Origin of the sequence: Pseudomonas canadensis (assembly GCF_000503215.1) — a bacterium.
In the GTDB taxonomy this organism is placed as follows: domain Bacteria; phylum Pseudomonadota; class Gammaproteobacteria; order Pseudomonadales; family Pseudomonadaceae; genus Aquipseudomonas; species Aquipseudomonas canadensis.
Map to the genome: position 1 here is coordinate 239,139 of NZ_AYTD01000016.1, position 16,525 is coordinate 255,663.

The 16,525-nt window shown below is 60.1% G+C and carries 18 protein-coding genes and 1 pseudogene; 12 read left to right on the forward strand and 7 right to left on the reverse strand.

Features of this window, described 5'->3' with window-relative positions:
- Positions 1-2 precede the first annotated feature (2 nt).
- The 3 genes from U367_RS0118245 to U367_RS0118255 all read left to right on the forward strand — a co-directional run bounded on the left by U367_RS0118245 (position 3) and on the right by U367_RS0118255 (position 2,446).
- Positions 3-818 (forward strand): M90 family metallopeptidase, encoded by an 816-nt coding sequence (locus U367_RS0118245; RefSeq protein ID WP_028618094.1) that lies wholly within the window; start codon positions 3-5, stop codon positions 816-818.
- A 109-nt stretch (positions 819-927) separates the two neighbouring features.
- A complete protein-coding gene (gene ppa, locus U367_RS0118250) occupies positions 928-1,455 on the forward strand; it encodes an inorganic diphosphatase (protein ID WP_003219382.1) in 528 nt (175 codons plus the stop codon).
- A gap of 214 nt (positions 1,456-1,669) precedes the next feature.
- Positions 1,670-2,446, forward strand: coding sequence for a LexA family transcriptional regulator (locus U367_RS0118255; protein WP_028618095.1), 777 nt, complete (start codon positions 1,670-1,672; stop codon positions 2,444-2,446).
- 274 nt (positions 2,447-2,720) lie between these two features.
- Here U367_RS0118255 and U367_RS0118265 read toward each other — a convergent pair whose 3' ends face one another.
- The gene (locus U367_RS0118265; protein WP_028618097.1) at positions 2,721-2,957 is read right to left on the reverse strand and encodes a hypothetical protein; all 237 of its coding nucleotides are present in this window, start codon (positions 2,955-2,957) and stop codon (positions 2,721-2,723) included.
- 453 nt (positions 2,958-3,410) lie between these two features.
- On the opposite strand from U367_RS0118265, the gene ycaC reads away from it, so the two are divergent.
- The 3 genes from ycaC (at position 3,411) to U367_RS0118280 (ending at position 5,224) form a co-directional block, all read left to right on the forward strand.
- On the forward strand, positions 3,411-4,043 hold the full coding sequence (ycaC, locus tag U367_RS0118270; protein WP_016978556.1) for an isochorismate family cysteine hydrolase YcaC: 633 nt from the start codon (positions 3,411-3,413) through the stop codon (positions 4,041-4,043).
- A 150-nt stretch (positions 4,044-4,193) separates the two neighbouring features.
- Positions 4,194-4,760 carry a hypothetical protein gene (locus tag U367_RS0118275; protein ID WP_028618098.1) on the forward strand — a complete coding sequence of 189 codons (567 nt, stop codon included), beginning with the start codon at positions 4,194-4,196 and terminating at the stop codon, positions 4,758-4,760.
- A 29-nt stretch (positions 4,761-4,789) separates the two neighbouring features.
- The gene (locus U367_RS0118280; RefSeq protein ID WP_028618099.1) at positions 4,790-5,224 is read left to right on the forward strand and encodes a hypothetical protein; all 435 of its coding nucleotides are present in this window, start codon (positions 4,790-4,792) and stop codon (positions 5,222-5,224) included.
- A 15-nt stretch (positions 5,225-5,239) separates the two neighbouring features.
- Here the strand turns inward: U367_RS0118280 and U367_RS01000000130205 are convergent.
- A pseudogene (locus U367_RS01000000130205) lies at positions 5,240-6,271 on the reverse strand (PDDEXK nuclease domain-containing protein).
- 186 nt (positions 6,272-6,457) lie between these two features.
- Between U367_RS01000000130205 and U367_RS0118290 the strand changes: the two are divergent.
- From U367_RS0118290 to U367_RS0118315, 6 genes are all read left to right on the forward strand, one after another.
- Positions 6,458-7,102: an NAD(P)H-dependent oxidoreductase gene (locus tag U367_RS0118290; RefSeq protein WP_028618100.1), complete on the forward strand. Its 645-nt coding sequence runs from the start codon at positions 6,458-6,460 to the stop codon at positions 7,100-7,102.
- Positions 7,041-7,418: a MerR family transcriptional regulator gene (locus tag U367_RS0118295; RefSeq protein ID WP_028618101.1), complete on the forward strand. Its 378-nt coding sequence runs from the start codon at positions 7,041-7,043 to the stop codon at positions 7,416-7,418. Before U367_RS0118290 ends, U367_RS0118295 begins: the two co-directional genes overlap by 62 nt.
- Positions 7,419-7,576: 158 nt before the next feature.
- The gene (locus U367_RS0118300; protein WP_003176346.1) at positions 7,577-7,819 is read left to right on the forward strand and encodes an exodeoxyribonuclease VII small subunit; all 243 of its coding nucleotides are present in this window, start codon (positions 7,577-7,579) and stop codon (positions 7,817-7,819) included.
- Positions 7,816-8,703 carry a (2E,6E)-farnesyl diphosphate synthase gene (ispA, locus tag U367_RS0118305; RefSeq protein ID WP_028618102.1) on the forward strand — a complete coding sequence of 296 codons (888 nt, stop codon included), beginning with the start codon at positions 7,816-7,818 and terminating at the stop codon, positions 8,701-8,703. Before U367_RS0118300 ends, ispA begins: the two co-directional genes overlap by 4 nt.
- A gap of 110 nt (positions 8,704-8,813) precedes the next feature.
- Positions 8,814-10,712 (forward strand): 1-deoxy-D-xylulose-5-phosphate synthase, encoded by a 1,899-nt coding sequence (dxs, locus tag U367_RS0118310; RefSeq protein WP_028618103.1) that lies wholly within the window; start codon positions 8,814-8,816, stop codon positions 10,710-10,712.
- A gap of 118 nt (positions 10,713-10,830) precedes the next feature.
- Positions 10,831-12,720: a TonB-dependent receptor domain-containing protein gene (locus U367_RS0118315; RefSeq protein WP_028618104.1), complete on the forward strand. Its 1,890-nt coding sequence runs from the start codon at positions 10,831-10,833 to the stop codon at positions 12,718-12,720.
- Here U367_RS0118315 and U367_RS0118320 read toward each other — a convergent pair.
- The 5 genes from U367_RS0118320 to thiL all read right to left on the reverse strand — a co-directional run bounded on the left by U367_RS0118320 (position 12,717) and on the right by thiL (position 16,514).
- Positions 12,717-13,502, reverse strand: coding sequence for a cobalamin-binding protein (locus tag U367_RS0118320; protein WP_028618105.1), 786 nt, complete (start codon positions 13,500-13,502; stop codon positions 12,717-12,719). The two genes, U367_RS0118315 and U367_RS0118320, sit on opposite strands and share 4 nt — an antisense overlap.
- Positions 13,499-13,918, reverse strand: a complete 420-nt coding sequence (locus tag U367_RS0118325) for a nuclear FMR1 interacting 1 family protein (RefSeq protein WP_028618106.1) — start codon at positions 13,916-13,918, stop codon at positions 13,499-13,501. Before U367_RS0118325 ends, U367_RS0118320 begins: the two co-directional genes overlap by 4 nt.
- Complete coding sequence (gene ribA / locus U367_RS0118330) at positions 13,915-14,532, reverse strand: GTP cyclohydrolase II (protein WP_016978544.1); 618 nt, start codon at positions 14,530-14,532, stop codon at positions 13,915-13,917. Before ribA ends, U367_RS0118325 begins: the two co-directional genes overlap by 4 nt.
- 230 nt (positions 14,533-14,762) lie before the next feature.
- Positions 14,763-15,482, reverse strand: coding sequence for a substrate-binding periplasmic protein (locus U367_RS0118335; protein ID WP_028618107.1), 720 nt, complete (start codon positions 15,480-15,482; stop codon positions 14,763-14,765).
- 66 nt (positions 15,483-15,548) lie between these two features.
- A complete protein-coding gene (thiL, locus tag U367_RS0118340; protein WP_028618108.1) occupies positions 15,549-16,514 on the reverse strand; it encodes a thiamine-phosphate kinase in 966 nt (321 codons plus the stop codon).
- Positions 16,515-16,525: the final 11 nt, after the last annotated feature.

Here is a 16,525-nt window from a genome sequence, read left to right on the forward strand (position 1 = left end):
CGATGTGGTCCCTCAGCGCCTGGCGTCGCCGGCGCTTGCTGGCCAAGCACCCGATTGCCGAAGACACCTGGCAGCGGGTGCGCCACCACCTGACCTTCCTCGACGGCATCAGTGCCGAGCAGGACCAGTGGCTGCGCGAAGCCTGCGTGGTGTTTCTTGCGGAAAAACACCTGACCGCCCTGCCCGGCGTCGAACTGCACCAGGAACAACGCCTGCTGCTCGCCGCCCAGGCGCAACTGCCGCTGATGAATCTGGGTGACCTCGACTGGTACCAGGGCTTCCACGAAATCGTGCTGTACCCCGACGACTTCGTCAGCCCGCAGCGCCATCGCGACAGCAGTGGCATCGAACACGAATGGGACGGCGAACACAGCGGCGAAGCCTGGCAACAGGGCCCGGTGATCCTCGCCTGGCCCGGTGTGCTGGCCAGTGGCAACTGGGAAGGCTACAACCTGGTCATTCACGAACTGGCACACAAGCTCGACATGCTCAACGGCGACGCCAACGGCCTGCCGCCGCTGCACAACGACATGCGCGTGCAGGAATGGGCCAGCGTGATGCAGAGCGCCTACGACGACCTCAACCGTCAGCTGGACGCCAACCCGGACGCCGAGACTGAGATCGACCCCTACGCCGCCGAAAACCCGGCTGAATTCTTTGCCGTCACCAGCGAATATTTTTTCAGCGCCCCGGATTTGCTGGTCAGCCACTATCCCCAGGTGTACGCGCAACTCAGCCGCTTCTATCGCCAGGATCCGCTGGCCCGCCTCACCCAACTGCAAGCCAGCGACCCGCGCTACCAGCCACAAGACGAATGACCGTACGACGTCTGGCGCATGGCATCGGCGTCAGAATGTGCCTATAATCGCCGCCACTTTTAGGCCAATCCGGCCATGTTTAATGGCCAATTAACGGGGGCAACGCCCAATGAGCTACAGCAAGATTCCGGCTGGCAAAGACCTGCCGAACGACATCTACGTCGCCATCGAGATTCCGGCCAACCACGCGCCGATCAAATACGAAATCGACAAAGACAGCGACTGCCTGTTCGTTGACCGTTTCATGGCCACCCCGATGTTCTACCCGGCCAACTACGGTTTCATCCCCAACACCCTGGCCGACGACGGTGACCCCCTCGACGTGCTGGTCGTAACCCCTTACCCGGTTACCCCAGGCTCGGTAATCCGCGCGCGCCCAGTCGGCATCCTGAACATGACCGACGACGGCGGCGGCGATGCCAAAGTTATCGCAGTGCCACACGACAAGCTGTCCCAGCTGTACGTGGACGTGAAGGAATACACCGACCTGCCGCCCCTGTTGCTGGAGCAGATCAAACACTTCTTCGAGAACTACAAAGACCTCGAAAAAGGCAAATGGGTGAAGATCGACGGTTGGGGCAACGCAGATGCCGCCCGCGCCGAGATCCTGAAGTCGGTCGCTGCCTACAAAGGCTGATACCCGCTCCTCATTGCCCCGGCAATTGAAAAAGCCCCGATCATTCGGGGCTTTTTTTGTGGGAAAAATTAAACAGCAAGTTCAATTATTTATAGAAGATGTTTAATTTAAGTTTTAATCCGACGTATCAGACTACAACTAAGCAAAGACCTACATGACCAACTCAACGCATGGTTTATTTGATCTGTTTTCCCGGTCAGTAAGCTTTGTGTTTATGAATACATCAGGTGATCGTTTAAAAGCGCTACTGCGGGAAGTCCATCTTTCCGCCTCCGACTTCGCCAAGAACCGCGGCGTCACGCCTCAACACGTGAACAACTGGTTCAAGCGCGGTGTACCCATGGGCCGACTCAACGAGATCGCAGAACTGCTGTGCATCTCCAGCCGTTGGCTGCGCACCGGCGAAGGCCCCAAACACCCACCGGCCAACTTCCTGCTGGAAGGCCCGACGACCCGAAAAGGACTGCCCACCACCCGCGAAGGAAGCGGCAAATACCTCACAGGCCCCGCCTGTCATCCAGAAAAAATCGACGTGGAGATCGACCTCCACCCCTCATTCATCTCCACCGAACGCATCCGCGTCACCCTGCACATCCTGCAAGCCCTCACCGTCAACCCCGACCGCGCCCTGGGCGCCTACATGGTCGACAACAGCATGATCGACATCATCCAACAAGGCGCCACCCTCGCCATCGACCGAGGCCGCACCCAAATCTTCGACGGCGAAATCTACGCCTTTGAACACGACGGCATGCTCCGCATCAAATACCTCTACAAGCGACCTGGGGGTGGGTTGCGGATGCGTAGTCACAATGACGCTGAACATCCGGACGAGTACCTGACGTACGAGCAACGGTTTGAGCAGAACTTCCAGATTGTGGGGTGGGTGTTCTGGTGGTCCACGCTGAATAACCGCCGCCCGCCCGTGCCGCTCGATGAGCACTTATTGGGCTGGGAAGGCTCTAAATCGGATCCGGAGGTGGGCATTTGAGGTGAATGTGGGTATCATGCGCCGCACATTTGGCAGGGGGTGGCTTTAGGCTATTCACCCTGCTCGGCGATGCGGAGGAGTTCCCGCTGATGCCCCTACTATTCAGCCCGACGCAACGTGGGCTGAGCGATTTGAAGGCTGGTGAGGCTTGTCAAAAACAAGCTGAAGCAGTCCCCGAGAAGCCGGCCACAAGCCGGCTTTTTAATGTCTGCAAGAAACCCAAGTCAATTGTCCAACAGGCTATTGGACAATTGAATGACCCAAAGCGGGCAGTTTAGCTAGGCTGCAAACACTCCACCGCCCGATCCGCCACCATCTTCGCCAACTCCACCAAATGCATCACCGCCCTCTGTGGCGCACCCAGCGGTTCCCCAAGTACCTGCGACGTAGCCACCGCACACTGCAGCAACTCCGCCACACGCACCCAGGCATCCTCAAAGCTCAATTCTTCATTGACTACAAATGGGTTGGCTGCACGCGACGAGCGTGAATCCGAACAATCGTTATCCATAGCAAAACCTCTAGCGGTAAGTGAATACCACCGTCTTTTCGCGACTAAACGAGTAGAGGTGGCGGCTGTACGCAGGTTAGTCGACCGGCCGCTAGGCACCGGCGCACCCGGAGGTGCCCTGCGCACAGCCACCATAAAGTGCAGGTGAGAAGACACCTGTCTTTGGGATGGCGCGTGCGCCTAGCGAAGTCCGGGCGACTAAACCCGATCACTGAATAAACCAATGACGACCCGCAGCCTAGTCACGCACTCCCGCTGGCGCAATGCGCTTGGGATTCTCTCGGAAACGTCCTTCAAATGAAAGGGACTGATACTGCTGGCCCTCCAACCATTGTCACCTCTGAGTTGACGGTATTACCGGTTTCACCCGATTTATCCCCCAGCCCCCACCCATTAATCTGTGCCCATGTTGAACGCAACGCCCAACCAACCTAAACATAAAAGGATTCAACCATGAGCACTGCAACCTACAACCGCCTCAACAAAGACGACGCCATTGTTCTGCTGGTCGACCACCAGACCGGCCTGATTTCCCTGGTGCAGGACTTCTCGCCCAACGAGTTCAAGAACAACGTGCTGGCCCTGGCCGACCTGGCCAAGTTCTTCAACCTGCCGACTATTCTCACCACCAGCTTCGAGCAAGGCCCAAATGGCCCGCTGGTGCCAGAGCTGAAAGAGATGTTCCCGGACGCGCCCTACATCGCCCGCCCAGGCCAGATCAATGCGTGGGACAACGAAGATTTCGTCAAGGCGATCAAGGCCACCGGTCGTAAGCAGATCATCATTGCGGGCGTGGTGACGGATGTGTGCGTGGCGTTCCCGACCTTGTCGGCGCTGGCGGAAGGGTTTGAGGTGTTTGTGGTGACCGATGCATCGGGCACGTTCAATACCACGGTGCAGCAGGCGGCGTGGAGCCGGATGACGCAAGCGGGTGCGCAGTTGATGAACTGGTTCTCGGTGGCGTGTGAGTTGCACCGCGACTGGCGCAACGATATCGAAGGCCTGGGGAACCTGTTGTCCCAGCGCATTCCCAACTATCGCAACTTGATGAATGGTTACTCGGCGTTGACGGCGCGTAAGGACTAACTCAACCGCTGCACACACTAAGCCTGCCTTAAAACGCAGGCTTTTTTTGGTTAACTAGCAATGCGCCATTAGCACACTCGCCCTAATTGTGACGGCACCGCCTCACCACTAAAGTCCTTCGCTTATTTCGAGCCTCAAGGAAGGACGCTATTGAATACCTTAACCAAAGTCGGACGCTGCCTGGCACTGCTGCCCGTCTTGCTGATCAACACAACGTCGGTAGTGGCCGATGAAGAAACACCGATCGGCGACTGGTCGATCATCTACGGCAGCGGCCGCGCCCATAAAAACGTGATGTATGTGGCCGACCGTACCTCCGTGGTGCCGTCGAACCACAACAAGGGCGCGAAACTGGTGGCCGTCACGGTGGTGTATGAAGAACCGGGCAAGCCGATGATCGATGTGTACAACATCGAAGTGCAGTGCTCCACGCGCAAGGTGCGCTTTCTCAATGGCCAGTCGGTTGCACCGTTTTCCTACACCCTTACGCACTTGAAAGTCTCCAACACGTGGCAGACGCCAAAGGAGTTCTGGCTCGACCGTACGCTCGCGTATGTCTGCGAACCGGGCAAGAGCAAGGACACCATCGCCATGGGCAAGATGACCCACCTGCAGATGATCCAGACCACCAAGGCCATGTTCGAGCAGTTGGGGCCGACTCAGGAGAAGAGCCAGATGATCGATGACCTCGACGACATGCTGGGCAACAAGCGCTGAGCAACACTCACCTACAAGAAGGATTCACGATGCCTACATGGACAAGGCTGTTGCTGGCTGGGCTTTTGTTGCCCGCCGTGCTGTTTATAAACGGGTGTCACTTGATTGCACAGTCGCGCTGGGAAGGCCGTGACGTGCAAGAGGCGCTGGATTTATTCGGCAAGCCCGACTCGATGAAGAAGCAGAATGCGCCCAATGGCGACACGCAGGTGGTGATGACCTGGCACAAATCCTCTTCATGGACGACCACTGAAGCCGCCGGGACTTCAATGAATCACACCGGGAACGGGATGGTGTACACGGAGTATTACCAGCAGGTCGGGCACAGTTCGGATTGCAAGCTGGAAGCCACGGTGGATAAGGCGAAGAAGATCGTGCTGTTCCGGATTGAGGATGGCCGGATCCTGCATGGCAAGTGCCTGAATGTGCCATTTGTGCCGGGGTATATTCCGCCGGGGTTTTGAGGCTATCAGTCGGTTTTAACCCGCCAGCTCCCGCTCGATCTGCTCGATGCTTGGCAGGCTGGTTCGCAGCTCTGCGGGCAACGACTCAACCAGTTGATATTCCGCTACACCAATCGGTCGATTGTTATCGCGCAACGCATATTCGGCGACGACTTCGTTCTTGCTCTTGCACAACAGCAGGCCGATGGTGGGCCCATCTTGTGGATGTTTAAGCTGGGCATCGAAGGCAGCCAGATAAAAGCTCAGCTTCCCCAGGTGCTCGGGTTTGAACTTGCCGGCTTTCAGTTCGATGACCACATAGCAGCGTAGCTTCACGTGATAGAACAGCAGATCGACAAAGAACTCATCGCCTCCGACATCCAGCAGTACTTGCTGGCCGACAATGGCGAAACCGGCGCCCAGCGCCAACAAAAAGTCGGTGACGTGCTTGATCAAGGCGTTTTCTATGTCGCGCTCCTGCGCGTCCAGGGCCAGGCTGAGGAAGTCAAAACGGTAAGGGTCTTTCAGCGACTCACGCGCCAGGTCGGATTGTGGTTTGGACAGGTGGGTCTCGAAGTTGCTGACCGCCTTGCCACTGCGCTCCAACAAGCGGTTTTCGATTTGCATCACCAGCGAGTTACGCGACCAGTTGTTCTCTATCGCCTGGGCCATGTACCAGCGGCGGGTTTCGGGGCCGGGGAGTTTGTCGAGCAACACCACATTGTGGCCCCAAGGCAATTGTGCAGCAGCCTGTTGCACAAATTCAGCATCTGGTCACGCCTCGGCAAAAGCACGCATGTACTTGAGATTACGCGGCGAAAAACCCTTCATTCGGGGAAAGGCCGCACGCAAATCCTGGGCAAGTCGATCTATGACTTTGCTGCCCCAGCCCTGCTCCGCCTGGCAGGTCAAAATGTCGTGGCCGATCTGCCAATAGAGCAATACCAATTCCCGGTTCACTGCCAGTGTTGCGCGCTGTTGCGCCGCATGAATACGGCCTTTCAGGTCGGTCAGCCAGTCACTGTAGCCCGCTGGAGGTGTAGTCAAGCCGATACAGGGTTCGCTCATGCCATGTCACTCTGGAGTTTTGAGGCAGGCTAGTCAGGCACATTGACTGTCACAAGGGGCGAAGGTGGTTCCAAGAAGGACCCTTCAATAACTACAGAAACGTCCTGCTGGCCATTGCGGACTACTGACTTGACTCTCCCCTATACAGCAGCCTTTACCCTGGAACGCCCTGTTCAGGACCTCCCCATGACCCCGCGTACCCTGGTGATCCTCGGCCATCCTTCCGCCTCCAGCTTTTGTTCAGCCCTGGCCGATACCTACATCCAGGCGGCAAAAAACGCCGGCCATGAAGTACGTGTCCTACGCTTGGGCGACTTGGCTTTCGACCCCGTCCTTCATCACGGTTACACCCAGATTCAGCCGCTGGAGCCCGACCTGCTCAGCGCACAATCCGACATCCTCTGGGCCACTCACCTGACATTTGTTTTCCCGATCTGGTGGGGTGGCATCCCGGCGTTGATGAAGGGCTTTATCGACCGAATCTTCCTACCCGGTTTTGCCTTTAAATACCGAGCGGGCAAGGCTTTTCCTGACAAACTGCTCCATGGCCGAACGGCACATTTACTGGTGACCCTGGACACGCCGCCATGGTATTACCGTTGGTTCTATCGCATGCCGGGCATTCACCAGATGCGCAAGACCACGCTGGGGCTTTGTGGTGTCAAGACTGCAAAGACGCTGCTGTTCGGGCCGGTGTTGGGCTCCACTGCGGCGCAGCGGGATACATGGCTGAAACAGGTCGGCGCTTTAACGGAAAAAAGGAGTTTTCATGTACATCGGCAAAGCCGCGCAGTTGTCGGGCACGACCATCAAGGCGATTCGTCACTATGAGGCAATTGGGCTGCTGCCTGCGCCACAGCGTCAGGGCCAATACCGGGTCTATTCGGCGCAAAACGTTGAGCTGCTGATGTTTATCAAGTGCGCGCAGCAATTGGGGTTCAAGCTCAAGGAGTTGCAGGAAATTCTTGCAGGCCACATAGGCGATGTATTGCCTTGGGAGCGGGCGGACCAGGCAATCGCAGACAAGAAGCAGGAACTAGCCCTGAAAATTGCCGCGCTACAGGAAATGCACGTGGGATTGCAGACATTTGAAGCACAGTTGAAAACATCACAAGAACAGTGCTCGTCAATGGCACAAAGATCCTGACCGGCGGTGAGCCGAATAAAATGGGTATTCGGCTCATTTGATGAGCCGAATAGGGCGCTTATTCGGCTCACCGCCTGAACACCCTCCCCCACTCATTTGCCCAGAATCCCCATGTCTGCTAGTGTCGCGCCGGTTTACCGTCTACCGGAATAGCCGCCATGGCCCGCAAAAAAGTTGCACTCGATTTCGAACAATCCCTCGCCGACCTGCAAACCCTGGTCGAGCGTCTGGAGAACGGCGAGTTGTCGCTGGAAGACTCGTTGACGGCGTTTGAGCAAGGCATCGGCCTGACCCGCGACTGCCAGAGCGCCTTGGCGCAGGCGGAGCAGAAGGTGCAGGTGCTGCTGGAACGTGACGGGGAGTTGGCCGAAGAACCTTTCGATGCGGAACAGCCCGAATGATCGACGCGTATCAGGCCAGTAGCCAAGCCCGGGTCAATGCGGCGTTGGAACCCTTGTTTGTTGCGCCAAGCCCCGAACTCAAGCGTCTTTACGAAGCCATGCGCTACAGCGTGATGAATGGTGGCAAGCGCGTGCGTCCGTTGCTTGCGTATGCGGCGTGCGAAGCTTTGGGCGCAGACGCCGAGCAGGCCAATGGCGCGGCCTGTGCGGTGGAGTTGATCCACGCCTATTCCCTGGTGCATGACGATTTGCCGGCGATGGACGACGACGATTTGCGTCGCGGCCAGCCAACCACCCATAAAGCCTTTGATGAAGCCTGCGCGATCCTCGCCGGCGACGGCCTGCAAAGCCTGGCGTTCAGCGCACTACTGGACCCGACGCTGAGCAGCGTCAACGCCGAGATCCGTTTGCGCATGGTCACGGCGCTGGCCGTGGCAGCGGGTCCGGCCGGCATGGTGGGTGGCCAGGCCATCGACTTGGGTTCGGTCGGCCAGAAGCTCGATCAACAAGCCCTGGAGTACATGCACCGCCACAAGACCGGCGCCTTGATCGAAGCCGCCGTGCATCTGGGCGCGCTGGCCAGTGGGCGTGCCGAAGGCGCTCAATTGACGGCGTTGAGGACCTACGCGCTGGCCATCGGCCTGGCGTTCCAGGTGCAGGACGATATTCTCGACGTAGAAAGTGACACGGCCACCCTGGGCAAACGCCAAGGCGCCGATATCGCACGGGACAAACCGACGTATCCGGCACTGCTTGGGCTGGAAGCCGCCAAGGCTTATGCCCTGGAACTGCGTGACCAGGCCCTGAACGCCCTGCGACCTTTCGACGCGGCAGCAGAGCCACTGCGTGACTTGGCGCGGTATATCGTCGAACGTCGGCACTGATAACGGCGGCCTTTGCGGCCGCATATCGGCCAAGTTCGGTGCTCTGCGTGGGCAGTTTGCGATGCTTGAGGTAAACTGCCGCCTCTTCTATACCTATAACGATTCGCCTGATGCCCACGACGTTTCAAGAGATTCCCCGCAAGCGCCCGTCCACGCCCCTGCTTGACCGTGCTGTCACGCCGGTCGGCCTGCGTCGACTGGGTGAAGCCGAGCTGGAAACCCTGGCCGATGAGTTGCGCCTGGAATTGCTCTACACGGTCGGCCAGACCGGTGGGCATTTCGGTGCCGGCCTGGGCGTCATCGAGCTGACCATCGCCCTGCATTACGTATTCGATACCCCGGATGACCGGCTGGTGTGGGACGTGGGCCATCAGGCGTATCCGCATAAAATCCTCACGGGGCGCCGCGAGCAGATGGGCACCCTGCGCCAGAAGGACGGCATTGCCGCCTTCCCGCGCCGCGCCGAGAGCGAGTACGACACCTTTGGCGTCGGCCACTCCAGCACCTCCATCAGTGCCGCGCTGGGCATGGCGATTGCCGCCCGCCTGCAAGGCAGCGATCGCAAGGCGATTGCGGTCATTGGTGATGGCGCGCTGACCGCCGGCATGGCGTTCGAAGCGCTGAACCATGCGCCGGAAGTGGACGCCAACATGTTGGTGATCCTCAACGACAACGACATGTCGATCTCGCGCAATGTCGGTGGCCTGTCCAATTACCTGGCCAAGATCCTCTCCAGCCGCACCTACGCCAGCATGCGCGAAGGCAGCAAGAAGGTGCTCTCGCGTCTGCCTGGCGCGTGGGAAATTGCCCGCCGTACCGAAGAATATGCCAAGGGCATGCTGGTACCGGGCACCCTGTTCGAAGAGCTGGGCTGGAACTACATCGGCCCGATCGACGGCCACGACCTGCCCACCCTGATCGCCACGCTGCGCAACATGCGTGACCTCAAGGGCCCACAGTTCCTGCATATCGTCACCAAGAAAGGCAAAGGCTTCGCCCCGGCGGAAGTCGACCCGATCGGCTACCACGCCATCACCAAGCTGGAACCGCTTGACGCTCCCGCCGCTGCGCCGAAAAAGGCCAGCGGGCCGAAGTATTCCGGTGTGTTCGGCGAATGGCTGTGCGACATGGCCGCCGCCGACCCGCGCCTGGTAGGCATTACCCCGGCGATGAAGGAAGGCTCCGACCTGGTAGCCTTCAGCGAGCGTTTCCCGCTGCGCTACTTCGATGTGGCAATTGCCGAACAGCACGCGGTGACCTTCGCCGCCGGCATGGCCTGTGAAGGCGCCAAGCCGGTGGTGGCGATCTACTCCACCTTCCTGCAGCGCGGTTACGATCAGTTGGTACATGACGTGGCAGTGCAGAACCTCGACGTACTGTTCGCCATCGACCGCGCTGGTTTGGTGGGCGAAGACGGCCCGACCCACGCCGGCAGCTTCGACTTGTCTTACCTGCGTTGCATCCCCGGCATGCTGGTGATGACACCGAGCGACGAGAACGAACTGCGCAAGATGCTCAGCACCGGCCACCTGTACAACGGCCCGGCGGCTGTGCGTTACCCACGCGGTAATGGCCCGAATGCAGTGATCGAGAAAGACCTTGAGCCTATCGAGATCGGCAAGGGCATCGTGCGTCGCCAAGGCAGCAAGACTGCGTTCCTGGTGTTCGGCGTGCAACTGGCGGAAGCGCTGAAAGTAGCCGAGAAAATCGACGCTACCGTGGTCGACATGCGCTTCGTCAAACCGCTGGATGAAGACCTGGTGCGTGAGATTGCCGGCAGCCATGAGCTGCTGGTGACCGTCGAAGAAAACGCCATCATGGGCGGTGCCGGTGCGGCCGTCAGCGAGTTCCTGGCGCGGGAGAATATCCTCAAGTCGGTGCTGCACCTGGGCCTGCCGGATGTGTACGTCGAGCACGCCAAGCCTGCGCAGATGCTGGCGGAATGCGGGTTGGATGAGGTCGGCATTGAAGCGTCAGTGCGCGAGCGCATGGCACTACTCCGCCTGTAACACCCCGAACACTTGTAGGAGCTGGCTTGCCAGCGATAGCGGCCGCACATTCAACATCAATGTGTCAGACAGACCGCCATCGCCGGCAAGCCGGCACCTACAACGCTATGGACAGCCCATGAATCGTCTGCACTTTGCCCTGCCCTTTCTTCTTCTGCCTGCCACCGACCTGCTCGCCGACACCCGCGACGACGCCTTGAAACTCCCCGATGTGGTCATCAGCGCCAACCGGCAGGTCCAGTCCCGCAACGACAGCAGCGCCGCCAACACCGTCTTCACCCGCGACGATATCGACCGCCTGCAACCCACCAGCGTGACTGACCTGCTCAGCCGCGTGCCTGGCGTACAAGTCGCGCCGACCGGTGGCCGTGGCAGCCTGCCGGGGATTTATATCCGTGGCACCAAATCCGCACAAAGCCTGGTGCTGGTGGACGGCCAGCGCATCGCCAACACCACTTCCGGCGACAGCGGCCTGCAGTACCTGAACGTCGATCAGATTGAACGGGTTGAAGTGCTGCGCGGCTCGCGCTCGGTGATCTATGGCAGCGATGCGATTGGCGGCGTGATCCAGGTGTTCACTCGACGTAATGCCGAGCAGGGTCTACAGCCGCGCTTGAAAATGGGCTTTGGCAGTCACCAAACCTGGGAGCGCAGCCTCGGTCTGTCCGGTGGCGATGAACACACGCGCTTCAACCTCGGCGCGAGCCTGGATGAGACCGCCGGAATTAACTCGACGCACACGTCATTTCCCAGCGATGGCGACCATGATGCCTACCGCAACCAGTCCATCAGCCTGAACCTTAGCCACGCCTTCAACGATGAGCTGGAAGCGGGTTTCAATCTGTTGGATAACCGTGGCAAGTCGGAGTACGACAACAGCTTCGGCCGCTACGACTTCGCCACCGGGCAAACGCTGGGGCAAAAGCCCTACACCGACTACACCGTGAGCAGCGCCAGCGGCTACGTGGATGCCAAACTCAACGAACGCTGGCAATCGCGCCTGGAACTGGGCCACAGCGAGAACCGCGATACCAAGCGCGACACCCTCAGTGACGATTTCAGCGTGTTCAACACCTACCGCGACTCGATCAACTGGCAGAACGATCTGACACTGAATGAGCAAAACAGCCTGATACTCGGCGGTGACTGGTACGAAGACCGCCTCCATGGCTCTACCACCTTTACCGAGAACAGCCGCTGGAACCGCGCAGCCTTTGTGCAGCATCGCTTCCACGGCGAAGGGTTTTCCACCGAGCTGGGCCTGCGGCGCGACCAGAACCAGCAGTTTGGCGGGCAGAACAGCTGGAGCGGCACCCTGACCTTACCGATCAACTCGGACAATGATCTGCTGCTGAGCTACAGCGAGGGCTTCCGCGCCCCTACGTTCAATGACTTGTACTACCCGGACGAATACGGCTTCAAGAACAGTAACCCTGACCTGAAGCCCGAAACCTCGAAAAGCTACGAAGTGCAATGGCGTAGCCAACTCAGCGACACCAGCCGCCTGGAAGCTTCGCTGTACCGCACCGATATCCAAGATGCGATCGTGTTCGGCAGCGACGGCCCGCAAAACGTCAGTTCGGCGCGCATCAACGGCTTCGAAGCCGCGCTCAAGCAAGAGCTGTTCGGCTGGCAAAGCAGCTTGGGACTGGCAATGATTGATCCACGAGACCGCGATTCCGGACGTACGCTGGCGCGTCGCGCCAGGCGCACCGTGAGCCTGGACCTGGATCGCCAATTCGACCAATTCGGCATCGGCGCCAGCTGGCAGGCAGTCAGCAGCAGCTACGACGACCCGAAAAACCAGCAGCCGTTGGGTGGCTATGGGTTGCTCGGGTTGCGCGCCAGTTGGGCGCTGAACCGCGAAATCATGCTGAACATGAAGGTCGATAACCTGCTGGACAAAGCCTACAGCCGGGCGCTGTATCAGTATCAAGGCCAGCAATTTGGCTACCGGGAAGAGGGCCGTGCGCTGATGGTTGGCGTGACTTGGACGCCGGACCTCTAGCGAGGCGCGATCACCTCACACAACCGCGCCACCGCCTCCAGCATCTGCCCGCTGGGCCGCTCCAGGCCCTTATCCGGCACCACTCGCACCCGTTCCGCCATCGCTGGCCAGACCTTCCAGGCCTCCTTCTGTGCTTGATCCCCGACCAGAATCAATTCGGGATCACGCTGCAACACCGACTCAATACTCACCTGCGGCGCGGGCAGCCTGAGGTCATCGAACACATTGCGCGCACCGCACACATTCAACGCATCGCTGATGATCTGCCCGCCGCCCACGGTATACAGCGGCTGGTTCCACACCTGGTAAAACACACGCAATGGCTCGGCACGCTGATAGCGCTGACGCAGTTCGACCAAGCGTTGGCGTAATTGCGCGGCCAATTGCCGGCCGGCTTCAGCACGGCCCAATTGCTCGGCGATGGCCTGGACCTGGGTGGTGAGTTGTTCAAGGCTATGGGGCTCAGCGACATAAACCGGGATGTTCAGCCGCTGCAACTGCGCACGCTGGGCCGGGCCGACGCTGCCGGGCCACAGCAGGATCAGATCCGGCTTGAGGCTGAGCAGGCGCTCCATGTCCAATTGGCCGTAACGCCCCACTGACGGCACTTGCGCCAGCGCAGCCGGACGATCGCCGCCATCGAGTACCCCCACCAGCACGTCGGCAGCACCCAATTCAGCGACGATTTCAGTCAGGGACGGTGCCAGGCTGACCACCCGCTCGGCCGCCAAAGCCTGGGCAGAGCACGCCAGCAGCAAAACCGCCAGCCAGCGACGTCTCATCCCAGTTGACGGGGGATGCGGTAGAGGTAGAACAGCACCAGCGTCGACAGTGCCAGCAGGAACAGCGGCACCGCCTCCAGGCCGACGAACACCGCCAGCGCGCCGATCCAGGCCGGGACGGCTGCCACCAGCAACGCCGTACGCCGACGGGCCGCCAAGGTCATCCAGGCAGCCGGTTCTTCCGGGGTATCGAGGGCTTTGGAGGTGGCGATCAACGCGTGCTTATAGCCGTGGAAGTAACGCAGGCTGAGAAACATCGAGGCCACGCCGGCAATGAAGAACGGCATGGCCAGCACCGGGAGCAAGGATTCGGCTTGGCCGAACACCAGGTTGATCACAAACAGGGGGAGCAGCGCCAGGGCCAGGTACTGCCACCAACTGAAGGACAGTCGCCGTTTCACCTGGCCTCGGGTCACGCGCGGTCGACCTCGCCCTGGTGCTCGTTGCCCATCATGTGGTCGAGCTTGCTGGCCTTGGTGGCCAGGTAGAGCTTGTTGTGCGGGTTGTGCCCGGTGTGCAGCGGCACGCGCTCGGCCACGGTGATGCCCATCTCGGTCAAGGCTTTGACCTTGCGCGGGTTGTTGGTCATCAGGCGCAGGGACTTGACGCCCAGGTGCTCCAGCATCGGCAGGCAGATCGCGTAGTCACGCTGGTCGGCAGCAAAGCCCAGGCGCTCGTTGGCTTCAACGGTATCGGCGCCGCCATCTTGCAGCTCGTAGGCGCGGATCTTGTTCATCAGGCCAATGCCACGGCCTTCCTGACGCAGGTACAGCAGCACGCCACGGCCTTCACGGGCGATGGCCCGCATGGCGGCTTCCAGTTGCGAACCGCAGTCGCAGCGCTGGCTGAACAGCGCGTCGCCGGTCAGGCATTCGGAATGCACACGCCCCAGCACCGGCGCGCCATCAGCGATATCGCCCAAGCTCAGCACAACGTGCTCGCGCCCGGTGGCTTCTTCGAGAAAGCCGTTCATGGTGAACGTGGCAAAAGGGGTAGGCAGCTTGGAAGCGGCGACGAAAACGACGGGCACCGTGTGCTCCTGATTTCAGTTTTTACGATGGCGGCCATTGTAACAGCAGGTTCCTACATACGCTTAAGCTGAATTATCGCTGATAAAGATCAATAGGTTCGATTGGCCTTCTTATTGATTCTATGTAGGAGCGAGCTTGCTCGCGAAAAATCGTCAACGATGACGCAAGCATTCTGAGTGACCGCGGCGTGCTTGCGTTTTTCGCGAGCAAGCTCGCTCCTACAGGGGATCTAGAACGGATAGGGTTGTTTCCAGTGCTCGAAAATCGCCTTTAACTCGCCGCTTTTCACCAGGGCCGCCATGCGCTGGTCGAAGACGCCCATCAAGGCGCGGCCCCGTTCGTTATCGGCAAACCCGATGTATAACGGGAGTTCGGCGATGTGAGTCAGTGCGAACTTCGACGGATCACCTGCCTGATTGAGCACGTACTTGGCCTCGGTCAGCGCATCGATGTAGAAGTCGGCCCGCGCGTGTTCCAGCATCGGCAAAATACCGTCGCGGCGCTCGATCTGGTTGAAACGGTGCACATTGGGCAAGTACTCCTCGTACTTGTAGCCACGCACCCAGGCCAGGCGGTAATTGCCCAGCGTGGCTACCGTCGGCGCTGGCGTGCTGGCCAGGCCGAGGGCGTAGATGTGGTCGGAATCGAAATTCCAGTGGGGGTACAACACACCCGTGGCTTCATCGCGATAGGACCCGACCCAGCCATCCACTTCGCCGCGCTGGGCCAGGCCGACCGAGCGGGTGTAGGGCACCGAGCGCGTCTGCAGCGTGATTCCGGCAGGTTCGAACACCTTGCGCAGCACGTCCCAGGCCAGGCCGCTACCGTCTTTGTTGGTGTAGTCGTTCCACTCTTCACTGGCCAGCATGACCTTGCCGGGCACGCCCTGTGCCTGGACCAACGACGTAAAGGCACACAGCACTATCAGCAGCCAACGGCGCACATCCATGGTGGCGACCTCCTACAGGGCCTTGCATCCTTAATTACGCTATAGAGGGTAGCGCAGCTCGCCGATTCAGGGCATCCCGCGAAAATGTTGATAACCACGAATGGCTGGCGTGATGTCTTGCCCGTTGGCGTCCAGCAGTGTCACGCCCTGCCCCGCCTCGACCCGTCCGATCACATGGACCGGCCAGCCGTCGGCCAGCAACGGCGCCAGCTCGACGGGTGGCAGGGTGAACACCAGCACATAGTCATCGCCCCCGCTCAACGCCGCTATGCGCGCCGCGTCATCGCCGACAAACGCCAACAGCGCCTGAGACAAAGGCAAGCGCTGACGCTCGATCAACAGACTGACAGCCGAGGCTGTGGCGATATGCCCGCAATCAGCCAGGAGGCCGTCGGAAATATCCATGGCAGACGTAGCCTTGCCGCGCAGCGCCAGCCCCAGGCCCAACTGCGGTTGCGGCGACCAGTAGTGGGCCAGCAGTGGATCAGCGATGGCCGCGTCAGCACTGCGCTCGCCCAATACCAACGGCAACGCGCCGGCCGCATTGCCCAGCTCGCCGCCGACACACAGCAGGTCACCCGGCTGCGCACCGCTGCGGGTCAAGGCTCGCCCGGCGGGTACGCGACCAAACACAGTCAGGGTCAGGCTTAACGGCCCACGGGTGGTATCGCCGCCCACCAGGCCCACGCCGCAGCTTTGCGCCATCAGGTTCAAACCCTGGGCATAGCGTTGCAGCCAATCGGCATCGACCGTCGGTGTGGTGAGAGCAAGGGTAAAGGCGAGGGGGTTGGCGCCCATGGCGGCCAGGTCGCTTACCGCCACGGCCAACGAGCGCTGGCCCAGCAGCAACGGGTCGCAGGGGTCGGCAAAATGCACCCCGGCCACCAAGGTATCGGTGGAGATTGCCAGCTGCTCCCCGGCGGGGAGCGCCAGCAAGGCGCAGTCGTCACCAATCCCAAGTGCAATGCCTTCGCCGCCTTGCGCACAGGGCGCGGCGGCGAAGTAATTGCGGATCAGCTCAAACTCGCCCATCAAGGATTCAA

Coding starts and splice junctions, on each gene's coding strand:
- U367_RS0118280 (WP_028618099.1), top strand. CDS start 4,790: ATGCCTACATGGACAAGGCTGTTGCTGGCTGGGCTTTTGTTGCCCGCC.
- U367_RS0118315 (WP_028618104.1), top strand. CDS start 10,831: ATGAATCGTCTGCACTTTGCCCTGCCCTTTCTTCTTCTGCCTGCCACC.
- U367_RS0118335 (WP_028618107.1), bottom strand. CDS start 15,482: ATGGATGTGCGCCGTTGGCTGCTGATAGTGCTGTGTGCCTTTACGTCG.
- dxs (WP_028618103.1), top strand. CDS start 8,814: ATGCCCACGACGTTTCAAGAGATTCCCCGCAAGCGCCCGTCCACGCCC.
- U367_RS0118265 (WP_028618097.1), bottom strand. CDS start 2,957: ATGGATAACGATTGTTCGGATTCACGCTCGTCGCGTGCAGCCAACCCA.
- ycaC (WP_016978556.1), top strand. CDS start 3,411: ATGAGCACTGCAACCTACAACCGCCTCAACAAAGACGACGCCATTGTT.
- U367_RS0118245 (WP_028618094.1), top strand. CDS start 3: ATGTGGTCCCTCAGCGCCTGGCGTCGCCGGCGCTTGCTGGCCAAGCAC.
- ispA (WP_028618102.1), top strand. CDS start 7,816: ATGATCGACGCGTATCAGGCCAGTAGCCAAGCCCGGGTCAATGCGGCG.
- U367_RS0118295 (WP_028618101.1), top strand. CDS start 7,041: ATGTACATCGGCAAAGCCGCGCAGTTGTCGGGCACGACCATCAAGGCG.
- thiL (WP_028618108.1), bottom strand. CDS start 16,514: ATGGGCGAGTTTGAGCTGATCCGCAATTACTTCGCCGCCGCGCCCTGT.
- U367_RS0118255 (WP_028618095.1), top strand. CDS start 1,670: ATGAATACATCAGGTGATCGTTTAAAAGCGCTACTGCGGGAAGTCCAT.
- U367_RS0118290 (WP_028618100.1), top strand. CDS start 6,458: ATGACCCCGCGTACCCTGGTGATCCTCGGCCATCCTTCCGCCTCCAGC.
- U367_RS0118320 (WP_028618105.1), bottom strand. CDS start 13,502: ATGAGACGTCGCTGGCTGGCGGTTTTGCTGCTGGCGTGCTCTGCCCAG.
- ppa (WP_003219382.1), top strand. CDS start 928: ATGAGCTACAGCAAGATTCCGGCTGGCAAAGACCTGCCGAACGACATC.
- U367_RS0118300 (WP_003176346.1), top strand. CDS start 7,577: ATGGCCCGCAAAAAAGTTGCACTCGATTTCGAACAATCCCTCGCCGAC.